The sequence below is a fragment of the Curtobacterium sp. C2H10 genome, assembly GCF_025407985.1.
In the GTDB taxonomy this organism is placed as follows: domain Bacteria; phylum Actinomycetota; class Actinomycetes; order Actinomycetales; family Microbacteriaceae; genus Curtobacterium.
The window spans coordinates 1-21,029 of record NZ_JABXGF010000060.1 but is presented as its reverse complement, the minus strand read 5'-3'; the positions used below and the strand labels follow the sequence as shown (position 1 = coordinate 21,029).

Annotated in this window: 18 protein-coding genes and 1 tRNA gene; 10 read left to right on the top strand and 9 right to left on the bottom strand. The window is 71.1% G+C overall.

The features are described from left to right. Positions 1–3 precede the first annotated feature (3 nt). From HWD93_RS16185 to HWD93_RS16165, 5 genes are all read right to left on the bottom strand, one after another. A complete protein-coding gene (locus tag HWD93_RS16185) occupies positions 4–1,713 on the bottom strand; it encodes a cell wall metabolism sensor histidine kinase WalK (protein ID WP_070417820.1) in 1,710 nt (569 codons plus the stop codon). A gap of 80 nt (positions 1,714–1,793) precedes the next feature. Next, positions 1,794–2,489 carry a response regulator transcription factor gene (locus HWD93_RS16180; protein WP_017888045.1) on the bottom strand — a complete coding sequence of 232 codons (696 nt, stop codon included), beginning with the start codon at positions 2,487–2,489 and terminating at the stop codon, positions 1,794–1,796. A gap of 51 nt (positions 2,490–2,540) precedes the next feature. Then, a complete protein-coding gene (locus tag HWD93_RS16175; protein WP_261647372.1) occupies positions 2,541–4,238 on the bottom strand; it encodes a DNA repair helicase XPB in 1,698 nt (565 codons plus the stop codon). Between the two features lie 57 nt (positions 4,239–4,295). Further along, on the bottom strand, positions 4,296–6,056 hold the full coding sequence (locus HWD93_RS16170) for a helicase-associated domain-containing protein (RefSeq protein WP_261647371.1): 1,761 nt from the start codon (positions 6,054–6,056) through the stop codon (positions 4,296–4,298). Between the two features lie 28 nt (positions 6,057–6,084). Further along, complete coding sequence (locus tag HWD93_RS16165; RefSeq protein WP_070417823.1) at positions 6,085–6,384, bottom strand: hypothetical protein; 300 nt, start codon at positions 6,382–6,384, stop codon at positions 6,085–6,087. A gap of 56 nt (positions 6,385–6,440) precedes the next feature. On the opposite strand from HWD93_RS16165, the gene HWD93_RS16160 reads away from it, so the two are divergent. Both HWD93_RS16160 and HWD93_RS16155 read left to right on the top strand, forming a co-directional pair. Next, entirely contained in the window at positions 6,441–6,818 is a 378-nt protein-coding gene (locus tag HWD93_RS16160; RefSeq protein WP_022906598.1) for a cold-shock protein, read from the top strand. After that, a complete protein-coding gene (locus HWD93_RS16155; protein ID WP_261647370.1) occupies positions 6,818–7,570 on the top strand; it encodes a DUF3027 domain-containing protein in 753 nt (250 codons plus the stop codon). The genes HWD93_RS16160 and HWD93_RS16155 overlap by 1 nt, the downstream gene beginning before the upstream one ends. An 81-nt stretch (positions 7,571–7,651) precedes the next feature. Here the strand turns inward: HWD93_RS16155 and serC are convergent, their stop codons facing one another. Further along, positions 7,652–8,767 carry a phosphoserine transaminase gene (gene serC / locus HWD93_RS16150; RefSeq protein ID WP_071302082.1) on the bottom strand — a complete coding sequence of 372 codons (1,116 nt, stop codon included), beginning with the start codon at positions 8,765–8,767 and terminating at the stop codon, positions 7,652–7,654. Positions 8,768–8,953: 186 nt separating this feature from the next. On the opposite strand from serC, the gene HWD93_RS16145 reads away from it, so the two are divergent. From HWD93_RS16145 to argG, 6 genes are all read left to right on the top strand, one after another. Next, positions 8,954–9,649, top strand: coding sequence for a metal-dependent transcriptional regulator (locus HWD93_RS16145; RefSeq protein WP_022906596.1), 696 nt, complete (start codon positions 8,954–8,956; stop codon positions 9,647–9,649). A 272-nt stretch (positions 9,650–9,921) separates the two neighbouring features. Continuing rightward, entirely contained in the window at positions 9,922–10,857 is a 936-nt protein-coding gene (locus tag HWD93_RS19350; RefSeq protein WP_306577530.1) for a C40 family peptidase, read from the top strand. Between the two features lie 355 nt (positions 10,858–11,212). Further along, on the top strand, positions 11,213–11,707 hold the full coding sequence (locus HWD93_RS16135; protein WP_070417828.1) for an HNH endonuclease: 495 nt from the start codon (positions 11,213–11,215) through the stop codon (positions 11,705–11,707). An 86-nt stretch (positions 11,708–11,793) separates the two neighbouring features. Continuing rightward, entirely contained in the window at positions 11,794–12,897 is a 1,104-nt protein-coding gene (locus HWD93_RS16130; protein WP_261647369.1) for an epoxide hydrolase family protein, read from the top strand. Between the two features lie 13 nt (positions 12,898–12,910). Further along, a tRNA-Arg gene (locus HWD93_RS16125) sits at positions 12,911–12,985 on the top strand. 137 nt (positions 12,986–13,122) lie between these two features. Next, entirely contained in the window at positions 13,123–14,565 is a 1,443-nt protein-coding gene (argG, locus tag HWD93_RS16120) for an argininosuccinate synthase (RefSeq protein ID WP_070417830.1), read from the top strand. A 193-nt stretch (positions 14,566–14,758) separates the two neighbouring features. Here argG and HWD93_RS16115 read toward each other — a convergent pair whose 3' ends face one another. Continuing rightward, positions 14,759–15,898, bottom strand: coding sequence for an AI-2E family transporter (locus HWD93_RS16115; protein ID WP_070417831.1), 1,140 nt, complete (start codon positions 15,896–15,898; stop codon positions 14,759–14,761). Positions 15,899–16,304: 406 nt separating this feature from the next. On the opposite strand from HWD93_RS16115, the gene HWD93_RS16110 reads away from it, so the two are divergent. Next, positions 16,305–16,472 carry a hypothetical protein gene (locus HWD93_RS16110; RefSeq protein WP_156794831.1) on the top strand — a complete coding sequence of 56 codons (168 nt, stop codon included), beginning with the start codon at positions 16,305–16,307 and terminating at the stop codon, positions 16,470–16,472. Between the two features lie 89 nt (positions 16,473–16,561). Here HWD93_RS16110 and HWD93_RS16105 read toward each other — a convergent pair whose 3' ends face one another. Then, positions 16,562–17,995, bottom strand: coding sequence for an MATE family efflux transporter (locus HWD93_RS16105; RefSeq protein ID WP_261647368.1), 1,434 nt, complete (start codon positions 17,993–17,995; stop codon positions 16,562–16,564). A 141-nt stretch (positions 17,996–18,136) separates the two neighbouring features. Next, complete coding sequence (locus tag HWD93_RS16100) at positions 18,137–18,580, bottom strand: MarR family winged helix-turn-helix transcriptional regulator (protein ID WP_070417833.1); 444 nt, start codon at positions 18,578–18,580, stop codon at positions 18,137–18,139. A 417-nt stretch (positions 18,581–18,997) separates the two neighbouring features. Here HWD93_RS16100 and HWD93_RS16095 point away from each other — a divergent pair. Continuing rightward, on the top strand, positions 18,998–21,029 hold a 2,032-nt coding region (locus tag HWD93_RS16095; RefSeq protein ID WP_261647367.1), incomplete at its 3' end, for a choice-of-anchor G family protein.

Genomic DNA, 21,029 nt, shown 5'->3' with positions numbered 1-21,029 from the left:
GCGTCACGCGCCGGCGGGCGCGGGGGCGGCGTAGTCGCGGGGGAGCAGGGGGAGCCACACGCGGAAGGTCGCGCCGCCGCCCTCGGTGTCGAACACCTCGACCGAACCGTGGTGCGCCGCGACGATGCCCGAGACGATCGCGAGCCCGAGGCCCGAGCCGCCGGTGTCCCGTGCGCGCGAGGTGTCGGCGCGCCAGAAGCGCTGGAAGATCTTGTCGCGCAGCTGCGGCGGGATGCCCTCGCCGTGGTCGATCACGTCGATGTGCGCCATCCCGCGCTCGTCGTCCACGCCGATGCCGATCTCGATCGGGTCGTCGTGCTCCGTGAAGCGCATGGCGTTGCCCATGAGGTTCGTCACGATCTGGCGGATCTTGTTCTCCTCCGCCAGGACGATCGGCGGCCGCTTCGGCAGCACGACGGTGGGCAGCGGGGTGGTCTCGTCGGTGGGGGCGGCCGTGCCGTCGACACCCATCGCGCGGGTGCGGCGGGCGCGGAGTCGCGCGATCGTCTGGCGCGAGAACGCGATGGGGCCGGTCGTGTTCGCGGACGTCGGCGATGCCGGGGGCCCGTCGCCGGAACCAGGGGCCGAGGCGGGTGCTGACGCCGGACGGACCGCGTGCGGCACGCTCTCGCCGGTCACCGAGTCCTCGACGAGCACCTGGATCTCGCGGTCGGGGTTCGACGCCATCGTGTCGAGCGCGGAGTCACGGGCGATGGCGACGAGGTCGACCGGGCCGAGCTCGAGCGGCTTCGACTCGTCGATGCGGGCGAGCTGCAGCAGGTCCTGCACGAGGAGGCCCATGCGCTGGGCTTCCTTCTCGATGCGCTCCATCGCCTGGGCGACGTCCTCTTCCTTGCGGAGCGCGCCCATCCGGTAGAGCTCGGCGTACCCGCGGAGCGACACGAGGGGCGTGCGGAGCTCGTGGGAGGCGTCCCCGACGAACCGACGCATCTGGTCGATGGTGCGCTGCCGGTCCTCGAACGCGGAGTCGATGCGCTCGAGCATGGAGTTGAGGGACCGGTTCAGTCGACCGACCTCGGTGTTGGGGGTGTCGGCTTCGAGGCGCTGGTTGAAGTCACCGGCGGCGAACCGGGCAGCGGTGTCCTCGACGTCGCGCAGGGGGTCGAACGTCGCCGTCACGAGGAGCCGCGTGAGCATGGCGCCGAGCAGGATCACCGAGGCACCGAAGCTCAGGAAGATGGCGGTGAATCGCAGGACGGTCTGGTCGGTGTCGGCGCTCGACACCGCGACCAGGACGTACCCGGCCTGCGTGGTGCCGGTCGACTGGTCCTGCAGCGATGCCGGGATGACCTGCGCACGCCACTCGTGGTTGTGCTGGCTGTCGTACAGCGAGAAGCGCGAACTGGTCTGCGCCGCGGAGGAGAAGTCGAGCTCGTGGATGTCGGGGCGGCTCGACGCCGGGGTCTGGCAGATCTGCTTGCCGGCGGAGTCGTACGCGGCGACGTACGCGCTCTGCGAGAGGACGACGGAGAGCTTGCAGTACTGCTCGCCGTCGCTGATGTTCTGACCCTCGAGCTGTTCCGTCGTCTGACGGACGTTGTTGTCCAGCTGGGCCATGAGGTACGTCGACAGCACCGTCATCGTGCCGAGCCCCGCGACGAGCAGTCCGAGCGCCACCAGGAGCACCGTGATCCCGGTGATCTTGGTGCGCAGGGAGATCCCGTCCCACCAGCGGCTCATTCGCGTGTGCATGCTGCCCCAACGATAGACAGCGGTCGCCCGGTGAAACCGGACGACCGCCGTGAAGACGAACCCCGAGGGATCCGGGAGACCTACGAGGCCTTGGACGCCTTGAGCATGTAGCCGAACCCGCGCTTGGTCTGGATGATCGGCTCGGCCGAGTACTGGTCGAGCTTGCGGCGCAGGTAGGAGATGTAGGACTCGACGATGCCGGCGTCGCCGTTGAAGTCGTACTCCCACACGTGGTCGAGGATCTGCGCCTTCGACAGCACGCGGTTCGGGTTGAGCATGAGGTAGCGGAGCAGCTTGAACTCGGTCGGGGAGAGCTCGATCTGCGCGTCGCCGATCGTGACCTCGTGCGTGTCCTGGTCCATCGTGAGCTCGCCGGCGCGGATGATCGCGTCTTCCTCGTCGTTCATCGTGCGACGGAGGATCGCCTTGATGCGGGCCACGATCTCGTCGAGGGAGAACGGCTTCGTGACGTAGTCGTCGCCGCCGACGGTGAGACCGGTGATCTTGTCCTCGGTGTCGTCCTTGGCGGTGAGGAACAGGATCGGGGAGGTGTAGCCCGACGACCGCAGGCGCTTGGTGACGCCGAAGCCGTTCATGTCGGGCAGCATGACGTCGAGGATGATCAGGTCCGGCTCTTCCTCGAGCACGGCGGAGATCGCCTGTGCTCCGTTGCCCACCGCGCGCACGGCGAAGCCGGCGAAACGCAGCGAGGTCGTCAGGAGGTCGCGGATGTTCGGCTCGTCGTCGACGATCAGGATCTTGGGGCCATCGCTCATGGTCCTATCTTCTGACCGTTCCCTAGTGGTTTCCTGAGAGCGGTTGGTGCGTCAGCCCACGACCGCCTGGACTTGGTCGGCGTCGAGGATCGTGTAGGAGTACCCCTGCTCCGCGAGGAACCGCTGCCGGTTCTGCGCGAAGTCCTGGTCGACCGTGTCCCGCGTGACGAGCGTGTAGAACGACGCGGGCAGCCCGTCCTTGTTCGGGCGGAGGAGTCGGCCGAGTCGCTGGGCCTCTTCCTGACGGGATCCGAACGAGCCGGACACCTGGATCGCCACCGTCGCGTCGGGCAGGTCGACCGAGAAGTTCGCGACCTTCGAGACGACGAGCACGTCGATCGACCCCTCGCGGAAGGCCTGGTAGAGCCGCTCCCGCTCGTCGACGGGGGTCGAGCCGGTGATCTCGGCGGCGTCCAGGGACTCGGCGAGCGAGTCGAGCTGGTCGATGTACTGCCCGATCACGAGGATCTGCTCGCCGCGGTGCTTCTCGATGAGCTCGCGCACCACCGGGGTCTTCGCCGGCGAGGTCGCCGCGAGCCGGTACCGCTCGTCGTCGCTGGACGCCGCGTACTCGAGGCGGTCCTGGTGCGGCAGGTCGATGCGCACCTCGCAGCAGGCGGCGGGGGAGATGTACCCCTGCGCCTCGATCTCCTTCCACGGGGCGTCGTAGCGCTTCGGCCCGATGAGCGAGAAGACGTCGCCCTCGCGCCCGTCCTCGCGCACGAGGGTCGCCGTGAGCCCGAGTCGCCGCCGGGCCTGGAGGTCGGCGGTCAGCTTGAAGACCGGCGCCGGCAGCAGGTGCACCTCGTCGTAGACGATGAGTCCCCAGTCGAGGGCGTCGAGGAGCGACAAGTGCGTGTACTCGCCCTTCCGACGGGCGGTGAGGATCTGGTACGTCGCGATCGTGACCGGACGGATCTCCTTCACGCTGCCCGAGTACTCGCCGATCTCGTCCTCGGTGAGGGTGGTCCGGCGCAGCAGCTCGGATCGCCACTGCCGGGCCGAGACGGTGTTCGTCACGAGGATGAGCGTCGTCGCCTTGACCGTCGCCATCGCCCCGGCGCCCACGAGCGTCTTGCCGGCACCACAGGGCAGCACGACGACGCCGGAGCCCTGCGCGAAGAACGTGTCGACCGCCTGTTCCTGGTAGGGACGCAGGTGCCAGTCGTCGGTGTCGAGGTCGATCGGGTGCGGCTGCCCGGGCGTGTACCCGGCGAGGTCTTCGGCCGGCCAGCCGAGCTTCACGAGCTCCTGCTTGATCTGCCCCCGTGCCCACGGGAGCAGCTCGACCTCTTCCGGGGAGCGCATGTCGCCCAGCAGCGGCTTGATCCGCTTCGAGCGGATGACTTCGGCGAGGACCGTGGGTTCGGACGCGGTGAGGAGCAGGACCGGCTGGCGCTCGAGCTCTTCGGCCGGGGAGTTCGCGATCGCCGGCGCGTCCGGACGCTCTTCGCGCCGGATGACGAGTCGGCCGTACCGTGCCACGGTGTCGCGGATGTCCACCGTGACGCTCTGCGGGACGGGGAACTTCGCGAAGTGCTCGAGCGTGTGGATCATGCTCTCCGCGTCGTGCCCGGCCGCCCGCGCGTTCCACAGGCCGAGCCGGGTGATGCGGTACGTGTGCACGTGTTCCGGCGCGCGTTCGAGCTCGGCGAACACCGCGAGGTCGTGCCGTGCGTCCTCGGCGTCGGGGTGCGCCACCTCGAGGAGCACGGTGCGGTCGCTCTGCACGATCAGCGGTCCGTTCATGACGGATCAGCCTAGGCCGCTCGGCTGCGAACCAGCGCGGATCGGCTCACCTGTGGATCAGGCGTCGCTCTCCACAGCCACCACGAGGGAGAGCGGGAGCGTCCGCTCGACGTCGACGGCCGTGTCGCGTCCCCGCACGCGTCCGGCGGCGACCGAGGTCGGCACGATCGAGAACGGTCGCTCGGAGCCGTCCGGCATGCGCACCGTCAGGCGGATCGGCGTGCGTCCTCGGACGGCGAGGTCGATCTGCCGCCCCAGCCACTCCTGCTCGGGCTCGGCCTCGCCGCGCTCGGTGGTGACGCGGAGCCGTTCCACGAGTGCGTGCGCCGCCTGCTCCGGGTTGCGTCCGGTGGTGCGTCGACGGCCTGGAGGAACGGATCCCGTCGCCGGGCGGGCTGCGGCCGTCAGGACGGCCGGGTAGCGCTGGTCCTCGAGCGCCGTGTGGACGACGTGCGGCGGGTAGCGGGTCAGCAGGGTGGCCAGGTCGCTGCGCTCCCACGCCAGCTGCCGGAGCTCGGCGTCCACCCCGATGAGGTCGAGCTGGTCCGGCGTGCCGTGCACGCGGGCGCCGACCCCGTCGGCGCCGACGTCGACCACGATGCTGCCGTCCCGCGAGGACACCTGGTCGACGAGGTAGGAGAGCGGTTGTGGCAGGCCCGTCGCGGACAGCCGTTCCAGCAGCGCGACGACGTCCTGCCGGGTGTGGCCGGCCCGGAACGCGCGGCGGAGCGAGTCCTCGGAGATGCGGTACCGGGCGGCGAGACCCGGTGCCTCGAGCACGGCGACGGTCCGGAGCGCGGCGTCGTCGACCGGCGCGAGCGGCCCCGGTGCGATGACCGTGAGGTCGTGCTGCAGGTACACGGCGTCGACCGTGCGGGGGAGGTCCTCCGCAGCGGGGGCCGGGTCCCCGTCCAGCAGTGCACGGCCGGTGCTCGTCACGCGGCCGTCGACCGTGAGCCCGAGTGCGGCCGCGGTGCCCGCGACGTCGAGCAGCACCGCGTCGAGCCAGCGCGAGCCCGCCGGGTACGCCCACCGGCCGGCCGACACGAGGTCGCGCAGGTCGTCGCCGGCCACGTCGAGCACGCTCCGGACGGCGGGGTCGAGTGCGTCCCGCCATGCCGACACCAGCGTCGACCAGCGGTCCGGCCAGCTCGCGACGAGCCAGGCGTCGCCCGCCGCCGTGGTCGCCCACGTCCCGTTGCCCGTGTCCGCGAACCCGATCCGTTCGAGCAGCGCCAGGCGGCCGGGGACCACGACGGGGTCCGCGCCGGCACGCTCGCCGAGCGTCTTCGCGAGCGGGGTGCCGATGCCGCCCTTCACGAGCTCGCGCACCGCGCCCTCGGACACCGCCCGCAGGAGTTCGGCGAGCACGGTCATCGTCGCGAAGGCGTGCTCCGCGCCGGTCGTCCGGGCGCGCTCGTCGTCGCCCGTCTCGTCCACCGGAGCGACGGGGCGGGGGTGATCCGCGCCTCCTGGGAGACCGGCGGTCTCGTCGTGGGCGGCCAGCCGGGCCGACACCGCGTCGTCGACGCCGCCGTCCTCGTCCGCCAGACCGAGCGCGACCGCCGGGGCGAGGTCGTCGGCGGAGCCCGCGCCGTCACGCAGCGCGAGCAGCGTCCGACGGGGCAGGTGCTCGATCGCGGCGTCGACCGCGTCGTCGGTACGGAGCGCCTCGGCGAGGTCGAAGAAGTCCGAGATGCGCAGCGGGCCGGTCTCGGCGAGGACCGCCGCGGGGAGCCGGCGCGCCACGACGAGCCGTTCGAGGGCGTCGTCCGGCATCGCCCGGAGCCGGGCGGCGAGGTCTGCGGTGGTCGTCATCGTCCGCCGCGCTCGTCCGACGCGGTCCTCAGCGCGCCGTCCGGTTCGCTCGGGCCCGACGGGTCCAGGTGATGCCGAGGAGGGTGAACACGAGCACCATGCCGATCGGGAAGCCGACCAGCGGGATCGCCATGATCACGGGCCACGGCATCGATCCCTGGGCGCTGGGGACGGTCAGCCACATCACGATCATGGCGGCCATGCAGAGGAAGGCGGCGATGAAGATCCCGCCGACCATGAACGCGAGGGCGCGTTCGGTACGATTGAACGTCACCGGGGGTTCCGCGGAGTCCTGCGTGTTCCCGGTGGACCGGGTCGGGTTGGCCATCGACCCAGGATATCCGACGCACCACGGCCGTTCCACGATCACGAGGAGACCGACGAATGCCCACCGGCAAGGTCAAGTTCTACGACGACCAGAAGGGGTTCGGGTTCATCACCGGCGACGACGGCGAACCCGTCTTCCTGCACGCGTCCTCGCTCCCCGACGGCGTCACGTCGGTGAAGGCCGGTTCGCGGCTCGAGTACGGCGTCGTCCAAGGGAAGAAGGGGTCGCAGGCGCTGTCCGTGCGGCTCCTCGACCCGCAGCCGTCCCTCGCGAAGATGTCGCGACGATCGGCGGACGACATGGCCGTGATCGTCGAGGACCTCGTGAAGGAGCTCGACCGGATCAGCGGGGACTTCCGGCACGGCCGGTACCCGAAGAACGGCACCCGAATCGCTGCGATCCTGCGGCACGTCGCTGACCAGTTGGACGCGTGATGACCGATACCTCCCCTGTTGCTCCTGCTCCTTCCGAGGACCTCACCGCGCTCGCCCGCACGGCGCTGCTCGAGGTGACCCCCGAGTCGACCGTCGGCGCGTTCGCCGGGACCGTCGACGAGGGCGACGGCGTCGTCTCGGTGCTGTTCGCCAACCGCATGGCCGGGTACCCCGGCTGGCGCTGGACCGTCTCGATCGCCCAGGTGTCCGGTGACGAGCCGACCGTGCTCGAGGTCGAGCTCATGCCTGGTGACGGCTCGCTGCTGGCGCCCGACTGGGTGCCGTGGTCCGAGCGGCTCGCCGAGTACCGGGCCGGCCAGGACACCGACGGTGCCGAGGGCGAGCACGACGACGAGTCCGACGAGGACGACGACGAGGAATTCGACGGCGACGAGGACGACGCGGACGAGGACGCCGACTACGACGACTCGGACGACGACGAGTCCGACGACGACGAAGCGGACGACGAGGACGACTTCGACGCCGACGAGGACGACCTCGACGAGCCGGACGACGACGACATCGACGGTGTGGACGTCGACGAGCTGGACGGGTCCGAGGACGACACCGACGACTCCGACGACGACACCGACGACGCGGACACCGACGACACAGACCAGCAGGTCGCACCGGCCGAGCCGGCCCGGGGCCGCCGTCGCACCCAGCGGGTGCGCCCGGTCGACCCGGACGCCGACCTCGAGGTCGACCGGCTGGACGCCGGCGAGGTCGACCCGGAGCACCACCGCGCCTGACGGGCGACCGACCGGTCCCCGGACGGACAGGAGGCGCGGTGCCAGCTGGCACCGCGCCTCCTGTCGTGCGGACCGACCGCGTCAGCGCAGGGCGCTCACCGTGAAGTCGATCGCCTGCACGAGCTTCGCGACGTCGTCCGGGTCGATCGCCGTGAAGGTCGCGATGCGGAGCTGGTTGCGGCCGAGCTTCCGGTACGGCTCCGTGTCGACGATCCCGTTCTGGCGCAGCGTCGCGGCGACGGCCTTGGCGTCGATCGAGTCGTCGAGGTCGATCGTGGCGACGACCTGCGACCGGGCTGCGGGGTCGGTCACGAACGGCGTCGCGTAGTCGACCGACTCCGCCCAGTCGTAGAGCGTCGACGACGAGGTCTTCGTGCGGGTGTCGGCCCAGGCGAGCCCGCCGGACTCGTTGATCCAGCGGACCTGGTCGTCGAGGAGGATCAGGGTCGCGAGCGCCGGGGTGTTCAGCGTCTGGTTCAGCCGCGAGTTGTCGACGGCGTTCTTGAGCGAGAGGAACTCGGGGATGTACCGGCCGCTCGCGGCGATGCGCTCGACACGCTCGATCGCCGCGGGGGAGAACAGCGCGAGCCAGAGGCCACCGTCCGAGGCGAAGTTCTTCTGCGGGGCGAAGTAGTAGACGTCCGTGGCGCTGACGTCGAACGCGGCACCACCGGCGGCGCTCGTGGCGTCGACGACGGTGAGGGCGCCGGCGTCCCCGGCGGCGCGGACGACCGGCGCCATGACACCCGTCGAGGTCTCGTTGTGCGGGTAGGCGTAGACGTCCACGCCCTCGACGATCTCGAGCGGGGCGAGGGATCCGCCGGGGGCCTCGACCACGTGCGGCGCCTCGAGCCAGGGGGCGCCGGCGGCCTTGGCGAACTTCGAGCCGAACTCGCCGAAGGACAGGTTCTCGGCCCGGCGCTCGATGAGCCCGAACGCGGCGGCGTCCCAGAACGCGGTCGAGCCGCCGTTGCCGAGGACGACCTCGTAGCCCTCTGGGAGGTCGAACAGGTCGCCGAGGCCGGCGCGGACGCTGCCCACGAGGTCCTTGACGGGCTTCTGGCGGTGGGACGTGCCGAGGATCGTCGCGCCGCGGGTCACGAGGGACTCGAGCTGCGCGCCACGGATCTTGGACGGTCCGCAGCCGAATCGGCCATCGGTCGGGAGGAGCTCGGCGGGGATGACGATGTCTGCCATGCACCGATCCTAACGAGCGGTATCCCAGCGCGAGTGACCGTGTACCGGCCGGACGGGGCGGGCCGACGCCGCGCCTCCTGGCCGCATCGCGCACGGACTTTCTTGCACCTTGCAAGTGTTGGTCATTCCATGTCGCCTCGAACAAGTAGGGTGGGGCGCGCTGGGCCCAGACATGAGAGGCGGACCGTGACCGATCTCGTCGACACCACGGAGATGTACCTTCGCACCATCCTCGACCTCGAGGAAGAGGCGATCGTGCCGCTGCGCGCACGCATCTCGGAGCGCCTCGGTCACTCGGGCCCCACCGTCTCGCAGACCATCGCCCGCATGGAGCGCGACGGACTCGTCGTCGTCTCGGGCGACCGGCACCTCGAACTCACCGACGAAGGACGCTCGCGCGCGACGCACGTGATGCGCAAGCACCGGCTCGCCGAGCGCCTGCTCTCCGACGTCATCGGTCTCGACTGGGCGTTCGTCCACGACGAGGCATGCCGCTGGGAGCACGTGATGAGCGAGCAGGTCGAGGTCCGCTTGCTCGAGATGCTCGGCAACCCGACCGAGTCGCCGTACGGCAACCCGATCCCGGGACTCGCCGAGATCGGCGGCCCGGCCGCACCCGGCTTCCTCGACGGCGTGCAGAACATCGTCGCCGCGACCGAGGGCACCGACGCCGTCGCGACCGGGGTCATCCGCCGCCTGGGCGAGCCCGTGCAGTTCGAACCGGAGCTCCTCCACCAGCTGCGGTCCGCCGGTGTCATGCCCGGCCGGGTCGCGAGCGTGCAGCGCGCAGGGGCCTACGTCGCCGTGCGTGTCGACGGCGAGGACGCGGGCATCGAGCTCCCGACCGAGGTCGCGCAGCACGTCTACATCGAGCGCTCCTGACCCGTCTGCCCCCGAAACTGGGGCGGGGCGCGTTTCTGTGGCCTGATCAGGGCTTCTTTACCGATTCGTTACAAAGCGGCGGTTTCATCTCGACAAGGTAACGGTCGGCACGTACACTCGACGAGTCCGCCGGCCACCCACGAGGCCCAGGACCCGTGACAGGACGTCTCGAACCCGTCTCCTGTCTCGATCGGAAACGATGACGAACGGATGGGGTTGCACGGTCGGCGATCACCCCCGCTGGCAGTGGTGACGAGACGCCGGAGACACCCTTGACGCAGACCGGTTCCGCCGCGGACGACCAGACGCCCGCGAACCCGACGAACACCGCGAACGCCACCGACGCCCCCCTCTCGCGCCGAGCAGCCCGCGCCGTCACCCCGGTGCGCGACGCTCCGCTCCCCGGCGGCCGTCGTGCCGCCCAGGCCGCGCGTACCGCCGCCTCCACCAAGGCGAGCTCGTCGGCCCGCAAGCGCCGCTTCCTCGCGCCGGTCGTCCTGACCGTGGCCGCGGGCATGTTCGGCACCGTCGCGGTCGCCCCGGCGTTCGCCGCGACGCAGCAGTCGACCGGGACGGACGCCGCGACCGCGCAGCGCCAGGTCCGCACGACCGAGGCCCAGAACTTCTCCGTCTCCGACGCGGTCGCCCTCGCCGGCACGAGCCGCGACGGCTACGGCGCGACGGCGCAGTCCACGCTCGACGCCGAGGCAGCGCAGAAGGCCGCCGACGCCGCGGCGAAGCAGGCGTCCGAGCAGGCCGCGGCCACCCAGGCCGCCCGCGTGCAGACCGCCTCGCAGTACGCGTCGTACACGGGCCCGAGCGCTTCCGACTACGTCGCCTCCTCGACCGCCGCGAACACTCCGTTCTCGCTGCCGGCCGTGGTCGCCACCGCCAAGCAGTACATCGGCACCCCGTACGTCTTCGGCGGCGCGGACCCGTCGGGCTTCGACTGCTCTGGCTACGTCATGTTCGTGTACGCGCAGTACGGCATCAACCTCGCGCACTCCGTGCCGCTGCAGGACCAGGCCGGCACCACGATCCCCGAGTCCGAGGCGCAGCCGGGTGACGTCGTCATCTTCAACAACGAGGCGCACGACGGCTTCTACATGGGCAACGGCATGATCATGGACGCGCCGAAGCCCGGTGGCTCCGTGTCGATCCGCCCGATCTGGACCAGCGACTACCACATCGTCCGCTTCGGCATCTGACGCAGACCGCGGGCATCGATCCCGTGAACATCGCCGGAACCGGCCCGTGCACTCTCGTGCCGGGCCGGTTTCTGACGTACCCTGACCGTGCACCGGCCCGAACGGTCCGAGCAGGGAGACCCCATGTCAGCGTTCCGCACGACCCGCACCATGGGTCGGCGCGCGCACGTCGACATATGGTCGACCACCGCCTGCGTGCACGAGCACGCCCCTGCATGACGTGAGCACTGCCCATCCGGGTGGTGCTCTTCGTGGTTCAGGGGCCGTTCGCGCGAGCGGAGGTCACCTGCGCGGTACCCCGGTCCGACGCACCCGCACAGCCTGGAAGCCGTCCAGGCACGTCGGAAGGGAACCCATGCGCACTCTCGTCCTCAACGCCGGTTACGAGCCCCTCGCGGTGATCTCGTTCCGTCGGGCCCTCGTGCTGGTCATGAACCAGAAGGCCGCCATCGTCGCCGCCGACCTCGACCACCCGGTCACGGGGTCGACGTCGACCTACGACCGTCCGTCCGTCATCATCCTCACCCGGTACGTCCGCATCCCGCACTCGAGACTCGTGCCGGTGTCGCGCCGGGGCGTCCTCCGCCGGGACGCCAACCGGTGCGCGTACTGCGATCGACACGCCACCACGATCGACCACGTGCAGCCTCGCTCGCGCGGGGGCGAGGACTCGTGGGAGAACCTCGTCGCCTGCTGCCTGGCGTGCAACAACACCAAGGGCGACCGCACCCCGCAGGAGATGGGGTGGCGGCTCCGCTTCCGCCCGAAGGCGCCGCACGGCTCCTCGTGGGTGGTCCGGGGCATCGAGCGTCCGCAGTCCGAGTGGGACGAGTACCTGGTGGCCGCGTAGCGGTACCGCGCGGCTGACGCCGTGACGGACCAGGACCGTGTCGGCCGTGGCGACCGGCTGTCGGTGGGCGGGCGTAGCGTGCCGCCATGACGGAGACCCCCGAGATCGACGACGCGACGATCGACGACCTGCGTGCGCGCCTGCGCGCGACCCGCTGGCCGGACGCGCCCGCCGGGACCGGGTGGTCGCTCGGCATCGACGTCGACGAGCTGCGCCCGCTCGTCGAGTACTGGGCAGACGGGTTCGACTTCGACGCGCACCGGGCGGCACTCGCCGCACTGCCGTCCCGCCGGGTCGAGGTGGACGGTACCGGCATCCACGTGCTGCACGCCCGCGCGGCGACGCCGGGTGCGCTCCCCGTGCTGCTCGCGCACGGCTGGCCGGACTCCGGGTGGCGGTACCGCAAGGTCCTGCCGATGCTCGTCGACGCCGGGTTCGACGTGATCGTGCCGGACATGCCCGGCTACGGGTTCTCCGACGCACCGCCGCAGCCGATCGACGCACGAGCCGTCGCCGGGATGTGGGCGACGCTGATGACCGACCTCGGGTACGAGCGGTTCGCGGTGTCCGGTGGGGACATCGGCACGCACGTCGTGCGGTACCTCGCGCTCGACCACCCCGAGCGGGTCGTCGCCGTGCACCGGATCGACGGCGGGCTCGCCTGGCCCGGGCTCGACCCGTCGACGCTGTCCGAGGCGGAGCGTGCCTTCGTCGCCGAGACCGAGCGGTGGCGTACCGACGAAGGCGCCTACGCGATGATGCACCGGACCAAGCCGCAGACCGCGGCGGTCGGCCTGAACGACTCTCCCGCCGGGCTCGCGGCGTGGATCGTCGAGAAGCTCCGCTCGTGGAGCGACTGCGGCGGGGGCCTCTGGTCGGTGTACACGCGGGACGAGGTCCTGGCGTTGCTCACCGAGTACTGGGCCACGGCGACGATCGGGTCGGCGATGCGGATGTACCACGCGAACGCGGCGGTGCCGGTGGCGCAGCTCGAGCGTCGGGTCGAGGTGCCGTCCGGGTTCTCGATCTTCCCGCGGGACCTCGTGCGGGCGCCGAAGGAGTGGCTCGAGCGGACGACGAACCTCGTGTACCACCACGAACTCGACCGGGGCGGGCACTTCGCGGCGTTCGAGCAGCCGGGGCTGTTCGTCGACGAGCTCCGGGCTTTCCTGGAGCCGTTCCGCCGCTAGAGTGGGTGGGCCAGCCTCTGTAGCTCAATGGAAGAGCAGTTCCGTCCTAAGGAAACGGTTGGGGGTTCGAGTCCCTCCAGGGGCACCAGCAGGTCGCAGGGGTTCGAGTCCCTGCAGCGCCGGCCAGGGGCACCAGCAGGTCGCAGGGGTTCGAGTCCCTGCGGCGCCGGCCAGGGGCACTTCTCGCGTCGATGTACCGGCTGGACTCCCCGTACGATTGACGTCGTGTCCAAGGTCCTGAGCAGTCTCCCCGTCGGCGAACGAGTCGGCATCGCGTTCTCCGGAGGTCTCGACACCTCCTGCGCGGTCGCCTGGATGCGCGAGAAGGGAGCGGTGCCCTGCACGTACACGGCCGACATCGGCCAGTACGACGAGCCGGACATCGACGCCGTCCCCGGTCGTGCCCACGAGTACGGTGCCGAGATCGCCCGACTCGTCGACGCGAAGAGCGCCCTCGTGGAAGAGGGCCTCGTCGCCCTGCAGACCGGTGCCTTCCACATCCGCTCCGGCGGCAAGACCTACTTCAACACGACGCCCCTCGGTCGTGCCGTGACGGGCACGATGCTCGTCCGCGCCATGAAGGAGGACGGCGTCGACATCTGGGGCGACGGCTCCACGTACAAGGGCAACGACATCGAGCGGTTCTACCGCTACGGCCTGATGGCGAACCCGCGGCTGCGCGTCTACAAGCCGTGGCTCGACTCCGAGTTCGTCGAGGAGCTCGGCGGCCGCAAGGAGATGAGCGAGTGGCTCGTCGCCCGGGGCTTCCCGTACCGCGACTCCACTGAGAAGGCCTACTCGACCGACGCGAACATCTGGGGCGCCACGCACGAGGCGAAGAGCCTCGAGGAGCTCTCGAGCGGCCTGGACATCGTCGAGCCGATCATGGGCGTCGCCGCCTGGCGTGACGACGTCGAGGTCGCCACCGAGGTCGTGAGCGTCCGCTTCGAGGCCGGTCGCCCCGTCGCGATCAACGGTGTCGAGTACGCCGACGCCGTGGCGCTCGTCTACGAGGCGAACGCGATCGGTGGCCGCCACGGCCTCGGCGCGTCCGACCAGATCGAGAACCGCATCATCGAGGCGAAGAGCCGCGGCATCTACGAGGCGCCGGGCATGGCACTGCTGCACATCGCCTACGAGCGCCTGCTCAACGCGATCCACAACGAGGACACCGTTGCGTCGTACCACACCGAGGGTCGCCGTCTCGGTCGCCTCATGTACGAGGGGCGCTGGCTCGACCCGCAGTCCCTCATGCTGCGTGAGTCGCTGCAGCGCTGGGTCGCCTCGGCCGTCACGGGCGAGGTCACGCTGCGCCTGCGTCGCGGCGACGACTACACGATCCTCGACACCACGGGCCCGGCGCTGTCGTACCACCCGGACAAGCTCTCGATGGAGCGTGTCGGCGACGCCGCGTTCGGCCCGGACGACCGCATCGGCCAGCTGACCATGCGCAACCTCGACATCGCCGACTCGCGGGCACGCCTCGAGCAGTACGCCGCAGCCGGGCTCATCGGCGGGGCGACGGGCGACCTCGTCGGCGAGCTCGAGTCGGGTGAGTCGGAGGAGATCCTCGGCGGCGCGGTCGTCACCTCGGATGCCGATGACGCGCTCGGTCGTGCGACGGATCTCGCGTCCGAGGGTGCGGCGTTCGACTCCGGCACCGACTGACCCCGGTCTGCACCACGACGAAGGGGGCCTCCGCCACGTGCGGAGGCCCCCTTCTCTGCGACGTCACACGCGTCGATCGACACGTGGTTCGTCGGAGTGTGCGCGTGCATCAGATGCGCGTACATCGTTCGACATTCCGCCTGTCGATCGACTGGCGGAACGTCGAACACGCGGCGGAAAGCCGCCGCGCGCGTCAGCGCGCCTCGGCGGACTCCACGCGCTTCTGCCGCCACGGGCGCGCCGGCTTGTCGGGCCCGTCCCACACCTGCACGACGCCCCACGCGGCGGCGAGCAGCGGCACCGAGATGATCGCGCCGGTGATGCCCGCGAGCACCGTGCCGGCGGTCAGGCCGATCAGGATGACGAGGCCGTGCAGCTTGAGCGTCTTGCCCATCAGGACGGGCTGGAGCAGGTTGCCCTCGAGCTGGTTCACGAGGACGACGATGCCGACGACGATCAGCGCCTGGACGGGGCCGAGCGCGACGAGGGCGACGAGGGCGGCGAGGATGCCGGCCGCGGTCGCACCGACGATCGGGATGAACGCCGTGATGAACACGACGACGGCGAGGGGCAGCGCGAGCGGCACCCCGACGATCGTGATGCCGACGCCGATGCCGATCGCGTCCACCGCGGCGACGGTGGCGGTCCCGCGGACGTAGCCGCCGAGCGTCTGCACGACCCGGTCACCCACCCGGCGAGCACGGTCGTAGCGGGCACCGGTGAAGGGACGGAGGAGGAACTCCCAGATGGCCGGACCGTCCTTGAGGAAGAAGAACAGCACCACGATCATCAGCACGAGGCCGGTGAGGAAGTTCGCCGTGGCCGATGCCCCCGCGAGCGCGCCGGAACCGAACTGCGAGCTGGTGACGAAGTCCTGGATGCCCTTCACGGCATCGTCGATCTGCGACTGGTCGATCGAGATCGGCAGCGTCGACGCGAAGTCCTGGAGCTGGTCGAACCCGCTCAGGGCCGACTTCTGCAGATCGGGCCACTGCGAGATGACGGCCACGACGATGAGCCAGCCGACGAGGCCGAGCACGACCAGCACGCCGATCAGGACCGCGAGGGTCGCGAGCACGGACGGCACCCGGTGCCGCCGCAGCCAGGACACGACGGGGTGCATGGCCGACGCGATGATGAGGGCGAGCAGCACCGGGATCGTGACGACGCTGAGCGTGGCGGCGGCGTAGACGATGCCGATGACGACGACGAGCACGACGATGATCTGCAGGCAGCGGGTGGCCAGAGCGCCGAACGAGTCGGACCACTGCTTCGCCACCTGGCTCGGCGGTGCGTCGGAGTGCGGGGGCTGCGGGGTGCCGAACAGGGGCATGGGGCTCCTCGGGGTACGGGTGTGCCCGCCCACCGTACCGGGGCGACGGCGATCCGGCCGGGGCGGCGTCGGTCACGGCTCGGCGTCGTCCGAGATCCGATGAGGACGTGGCGGCGGGCGCCCGGTGCGCGTTCCGGACGGTTCTCGTGCCGACGGTCGCGCGACAGTACGCTGGGGGACATCGGACCGACTCAGGGTTCCGTCGCCTTTGATGCTCCTCGCGGTCTGCGGGGTCTGGCGCAACGGGACGGTCCGATCGGATCCGGAGTGCGCATCACTCCGACGAAGGGCTGGTCGACGTGACCGCCACTGTCCACGCGTTCTCGCACCCCGTCGAACTGTTCGTCGGGTCACCCCGCACCCCCCGCGGCCCGCTGGCCGTCTCCGTCGTCGAGCTGGTGCTCGCGTGACCGCCCGTCGCCAGGAGGACTGGCACCGCCACGGCATGCGCTCGCCCGAGGACATCGCCGGCCTGCTCGCCGCGCGCCTCGGCGGCGCGGACGAGACGCTCCGCGCGGTCGGGCCGACGTGGGACGAGCCGTCCTACGCGGACTTCCTCGGCGAGCAGCTCTGAACCGACCGCTGCCGCGCCGCTGACGCGCCAGACGGACGGGAGGCGCGGTGCCAGCCGGCACCGCGCCTCCCGTCCGTCGTGGCGTCCCGTCAGACCGCCGCCGCCTCCTCGAGCGTGGCGTCCGCCCGCTCCGGCGAGCCCTCGGCGAGGCCGCGGGCGATCCGCCCGCGCGAGGCGAGCCAGAGCACCAGCGCCGCGACGAACACGAGCACCTCGGTCACGGTCAGTGCCCAGATGATCCCGGCAAGCCCGAACCACAGGTTCCCGACGATCACGATCGGGATGAACAGCACGCCCTGCGCCATCGACAGCACCATGGCCGGCAGCACCATCCCGGTGGCCTGGAACAGCGAGGTCAGCAGCCCGGTGAACCCGTTCACGATCGTGGCGACGAGCTGCGCCGTGAGGATGGTCAGGCCGATCGCGAGCACCGAGTGGTCGCCGGAGAAGACCGTGAAGACCTGCTCGCGGAAGACGAACACCGTGCCGGAGAACAGCAGGACGATCGTCCCGACGGTGAACGCGGCACCGCGGAGTGCGGCTCGGAGCCGAACCGCGTCGCCCTTGCCGAAGGCGTAGGCGAGCAGCGGCAGCACGCCGATGGTCACGCCCATCACGAGGAACTCCGGGACCTGGGCGATGCGGACGGCGACGCCCATCGCCGCGAGCGGGTCGTCTCCGTAGGCGGCCGCGAGGTTGTTCAGCACGAGGGTCGTCACGATGAGGAACCCGGACTGCAGCAATTCGCTCGAGCCGATACCGAACACCGGCTTGAGGATGTCCGCCCGCAGCGTGAACCACTTCGGTGCGAAGCTCACGTTCGCGCTGTTCCGCTGGAGCCAGACGATCCAGTAGCCGATCGCCACGACGTTGCCGAGGCCGACGGCGAGTGCGGCACCGGCGACGCCCCAGTGCAGCACGAGGATGAAGAGCACGTCGAACACGAGGTTGCCGACGGTCGACAGGACGAGCCCGACCATGGCCTGCCGTGCCGCCCCCTCGGACCGGACGATCTGCTCCAGCGCGAACGACGCGGCGAGCACCGGCACGAACGCGAGCATGACCGAGACGTACGCGCTCGTGGCGGGCACCGCGGCGGCGTCGGCACCGAGCACGGCGACGAGCGGGTGCAGGAACACCAGGCCGAGCACGGCGAGGACCACACCGGTGACGACGGCTCCCCAGAGGGCGAAGGAGGCGACGCGCTTGATGTCCTCGGCCTTGGCGGGATCGTGCTCCGAGGCCCCGAGCATGCGCGACATGAGGGCACTGCCACCGACGCCGAACACGCCGCCGACGGCCATGATGATGCCGAGGAGCGGGGTGCCGAACGTGATCGCGGCGAGCAGCGAGGTGTCGTGCTGCGATCCGATGAAGCCGGCGTTGATGACGTTGTAGACGGCGCTGACGACCATCGCGGCGGCCATCGGGACGCACAGGTGGACGAGCGCGCGGCCGATCGGTGCGGCGGACAGGTACCAGCGGTTCTTCGCCGCGGCGGTGTCGGGTGCTGTGGTGCTCATGGCTGCCTCCTTCTGGGCAGGGCGGAGCGCGCGCCGACCGTCGGTCGGCGCCGCAGGGCATGACTGATGACGCGATCGGCGGGTGCCGACGCGTGGGGGGTGGGTCGCGCCTCCTGGACGGGCCTGGAGGCGCGGGTCAGGTCACCGGGTGGGTTCCGGCAGTTCCGCGGTCACCTTGTGCAGGAGCTCCTGCAGGGTGGCGCGCTCGTGGGCGTCGAGCGGCGCGAGCAGGACGTCGTCGAGGGCGATCATGGCGTCCTCGAAGCCGGCGATGAGGGCGATCCCCTCGTCGGTGGCGAAGACCCGTTTCGTCCGGGCGTTCTCGGCGTCCGCCCGGCGTTCGACGAGCCCGCGGCGCTCGAGTCCCTGCAGGAGACTCGAGACGCTGGCCGCACTCGTCCGGGTGATGTCGGCGATGTCGCGCTGGATCGCGCCGGGCGTGTGCTGCAGGTACCCGAGCACGAAGCTCTGCTCCTGGGTGAGGTCGCGTTCGCGGACCCATTCCTCGGCCGCCTTGCGCTGCGCCCACCCGATCCAGCGCATCTGCTGGAGGGGCGTGTCGAACCGGGGTGCCTGCTGCGTCATGATCAGAACGCTAACCGTTCGACCTCTAACTGTCAACACTCGAACTGATCCGCTCACGGCGTGCCCCGAACGGGGGTATCGCCACGACGGGGGACCCCCCTTGTAGATTGCACAGGAAACGCGGTCTCACCAACCGCTCATCCTCAGCTCGACGACGCAGCCGAGCCCACCCGGGGGGATCAGGACATGGCACGAGGACGAACGATGCGCGCACGATCGATGCGCCCGTCCGTGGACGCTGCCTGCACCGCTCCCCGCCTCACCGGGGGTGATCACCCCGGATAGCCGCGCCCGCGCGCAGCACGACGCGCACACGTGACTCCGGGCCGCCCCACCAGCGCGCCCGTCGGATCTCCCGCCCCACCAGCGGGGGACGGATCAGCAGGCGGACGACCTCCGCCTGGAGGAAGAGGCACCATGCCACGCACTGCAACACGCTTCGCGCTCCGCGCGGGCGCCACGGCCACCGTCGCGGCCGTGATCATCGGGGGAGCAGCCCTCCCCGCACACGCCGCTGCGACCGACGCGACCCAGGCCGAGGGTCGTCTGCTCTCCGGCAGCGGCTCCGTCGACCTCGACAGCGTCGCGGCGCTCGCCGGGTCCTTCGGCGCGACCGCTCCCGGCGGGGCGACCGCCGGGCAGTCCGACCCGCTCGACCTCTCGGTGCTGAACAGCATCGGGATCAACGTCCCCGGGGGCATCCAGCTGCTCGGCCAGAACGGTCTCGTGAACGTCGGCGTCGCCGGCCAGGTCGCGAGCACGGACACCGCCTCGGCGGTCGCGGCCGCCGGAGCCGTCGGCGCGGACGGCGCGATCCAGGTCGGTCCGGGCACCCCCGGCACCGGCGCCACCGTGAACCTCACCCCGCTGCTCGGCGACCTCGACGTCGACGGCGTCGTGAGCGAGCTCTCGGTCGGGCTCGGCGCCCTGTCCGCCCGGGCCGAGGCGACGCGGACGTTCGGCGCTCCGGACGTCACCACCGACTACCAGGTCGCCGGCGCACAGGTCCGGCTCGTCAGCCCCGCCGTCCAGCAGCTCGTGACGTCGCTGGACACGACGCTCGGCACCACCGACGACACCGTGAACGCGGCGATCGGCGAGGACGGTCTCACCACCGACCTCACCGCGGCGCTGCTCGACCCGGTGACCGACGCCGTGAACACCCTCGGGCTCGGGGTCCTGACGCTCGACGACACCACCGCCCAGCTCACCGCCGACGTGGACCTGCAGGGTGCGCTCGCCACCGTGACGCAGCAGCCGCTCACCGACGGACCGGTCACGATCGACCTGTCCTCGGGCGTGGTCACGATCGACCTCGCGCAGCTCTACACGCTGAACGACCTGCCGGCGAACACCACGCTGCTCGACGACGCGACGATCAACGCGCAGATCACCGGCGCGATCTCGGACATCCTGACCGAGCAGCTGCCGGCACTCCTCACCACGACGCTCACGAACGCCCTGGACGTCGCCGACGTGCAGCTCGTCGTGGACACCGGCGTCGACCTGCTCGGAGCCGGCGTGGCGGGGCTGACCCTCACGGTCGACACCACCGTCGGGGACCTGCTCGGCACCGGTGACGGCGCCACGCTCACGGTCACCGGCGACGGGATCCTCGGCCCGGTGCTCGGCACGCTCGACCCGCTGCTGCAGCCGCTGCTCGGCTCGACCATCGTCCCGGCGCTGACCGGCATCCTCGGCGACGTGCTCGGCGGGGACTTCGTGGCGGACACCGTGCAGACCCTGCTCACCACCATCACGTCGACCGTCACGGCGCTCGACCCGCTGCTCGACGTCGTGAACCAGCTCGTTTCCGTCACGATCAACTCGCAGACCGCCCCGGCGTTCACCGAGCCGACCGCCGACGACACCGGGGCCACCACGGTCCGGGCCGTCCGCGTGCAGCTCCTGCCGGCGGCGGACCTGGCGACCGTCGACCTCGCGACGGCGACCGTGCAGGCGGACCCGTTCGCGGGCATCGCCATCACCTCGCCCGAGGACGGGACGGACTACACGGTCCCGGCGGACGACGACACCACCTCGGTGCCGGTCACGGGCACCGCGGAGCCGGGCGCCGACGTCGACGTCACGCTCGACGGTGACGACGAGGGCACGCAGTCGACCGTCGCGGGCGAGGACGGCACGTGGACGGTCACGTTCCCCGGGGTCGCCGTCGGTGACCACGAGGCCGAGGCGGTCGAGACGATCGGCACGCTCGTGAGCGACCCCGCCGCGGTGACCTTCGCGGTCGCAGCGGCACCGGTCGACCCGACCGACCCGGGCACGCCGGGTACGCCGGGTACGCCCGGTACGCCGGGGGCCCCCGGCGGCGCAGGCGGTGCTGGCGGTGCGGGCGGTGCCGGTGCCGGTGCGGCCGGCAACGGCGCGGGGACCGGGAGCCTTGCCTACACCGGTGCCGAGCTCCTGCCGCTGCTGCTCCTCGCGGGGC

Coding starts and splice junctions, on each gene's coding strand:
- HWD93_RS16185 (WP_070417820.1), bottom strand. CDS start 1,713: ATGCACACGCGAATGAGCCGCTGGTGGGACGGGATCTCCCTGCGCACC.
- HWD93_RS16180 (WP_017888045.1), bottom strand. CDS start 2,489: ATGAGCGATGGCCCCAAGATCCTGATCGTCGACGACGAGCCGAACATC.
- HWD93_RS16175 (WP_261647372.1), bottom strand. CDS start 4,238: ATGAACGGACCGCTGATCGTGCAGAGCGACCGCACCGTGCTCCTCGAG.
- HWD93_RS16170 (WP_261647371.1), bottom strand. CDS start 6,056: ATGACGACCACCGCAGACCTCGCCGCCCGGCTCCGGGCGATGCCGGAC.
- HWD93_RS16165 (WP_070417823.1), bottom strand. CDS start 6,384: ATGGCCAACCCGACCCGGTCCACCGGGAACACGCAGGACTCCGCGGAA.
- HWD93_RS16160 (WP_022906598.1), top strand. CDS start 6,441: ATGCCCACCGGCAAGGTCAAGTTCTACGACGACCAGAAGGGGTTCGGG.
- HWD93_RS16155 (WP_261647370.1), top strand. CDS start 6,818: ATGACCGATACCTCCCCTGTTGCTCCTGCTCCTTCCGAGGACCTCACC.
- serC (WP_071302082.1), bottom strand. CDS start 8,767: ATGGCAGACATCGTCATCCCCGCCGAGCTCCTCCCGACCGATGGCCGA.
- HWD93_RS16135 (WP_070417828.1), top strand. CDS start 11,213: ATGCGCACTCTCGTCCTCAACGCCGGTTACGAGCCCCTCGCGGTGATC.
- HWD93_RS16130 (WP_261647369.1), top strand. CDS start 11,794: ATGACGGAGACCCCCGAGATCGACGACGCGACGATCGACGACCTGCGT.
- HWD93_RS16115 (WP_070417831.1), bottom strand. CDS start 15,898: ATGCCCCTGTTCGGCACCCCGCAGCCCCCGCACTCCGACGCACCGCCG.
- HWD93_RS16105 (WP_261647368.1), bottom strand. CDS start 17,995: ATGAGCACCACAGCACCCGACACCGCCGCGGCGAAGAACCGCTGGTAC.
- HWD93_RS16100 (WP_070417833.1), bottom strand. CDS start 18,580: ATGACGCAGCAGGCACCCCGGTTCGACACGCCCCTCCAGCAGATGCGC.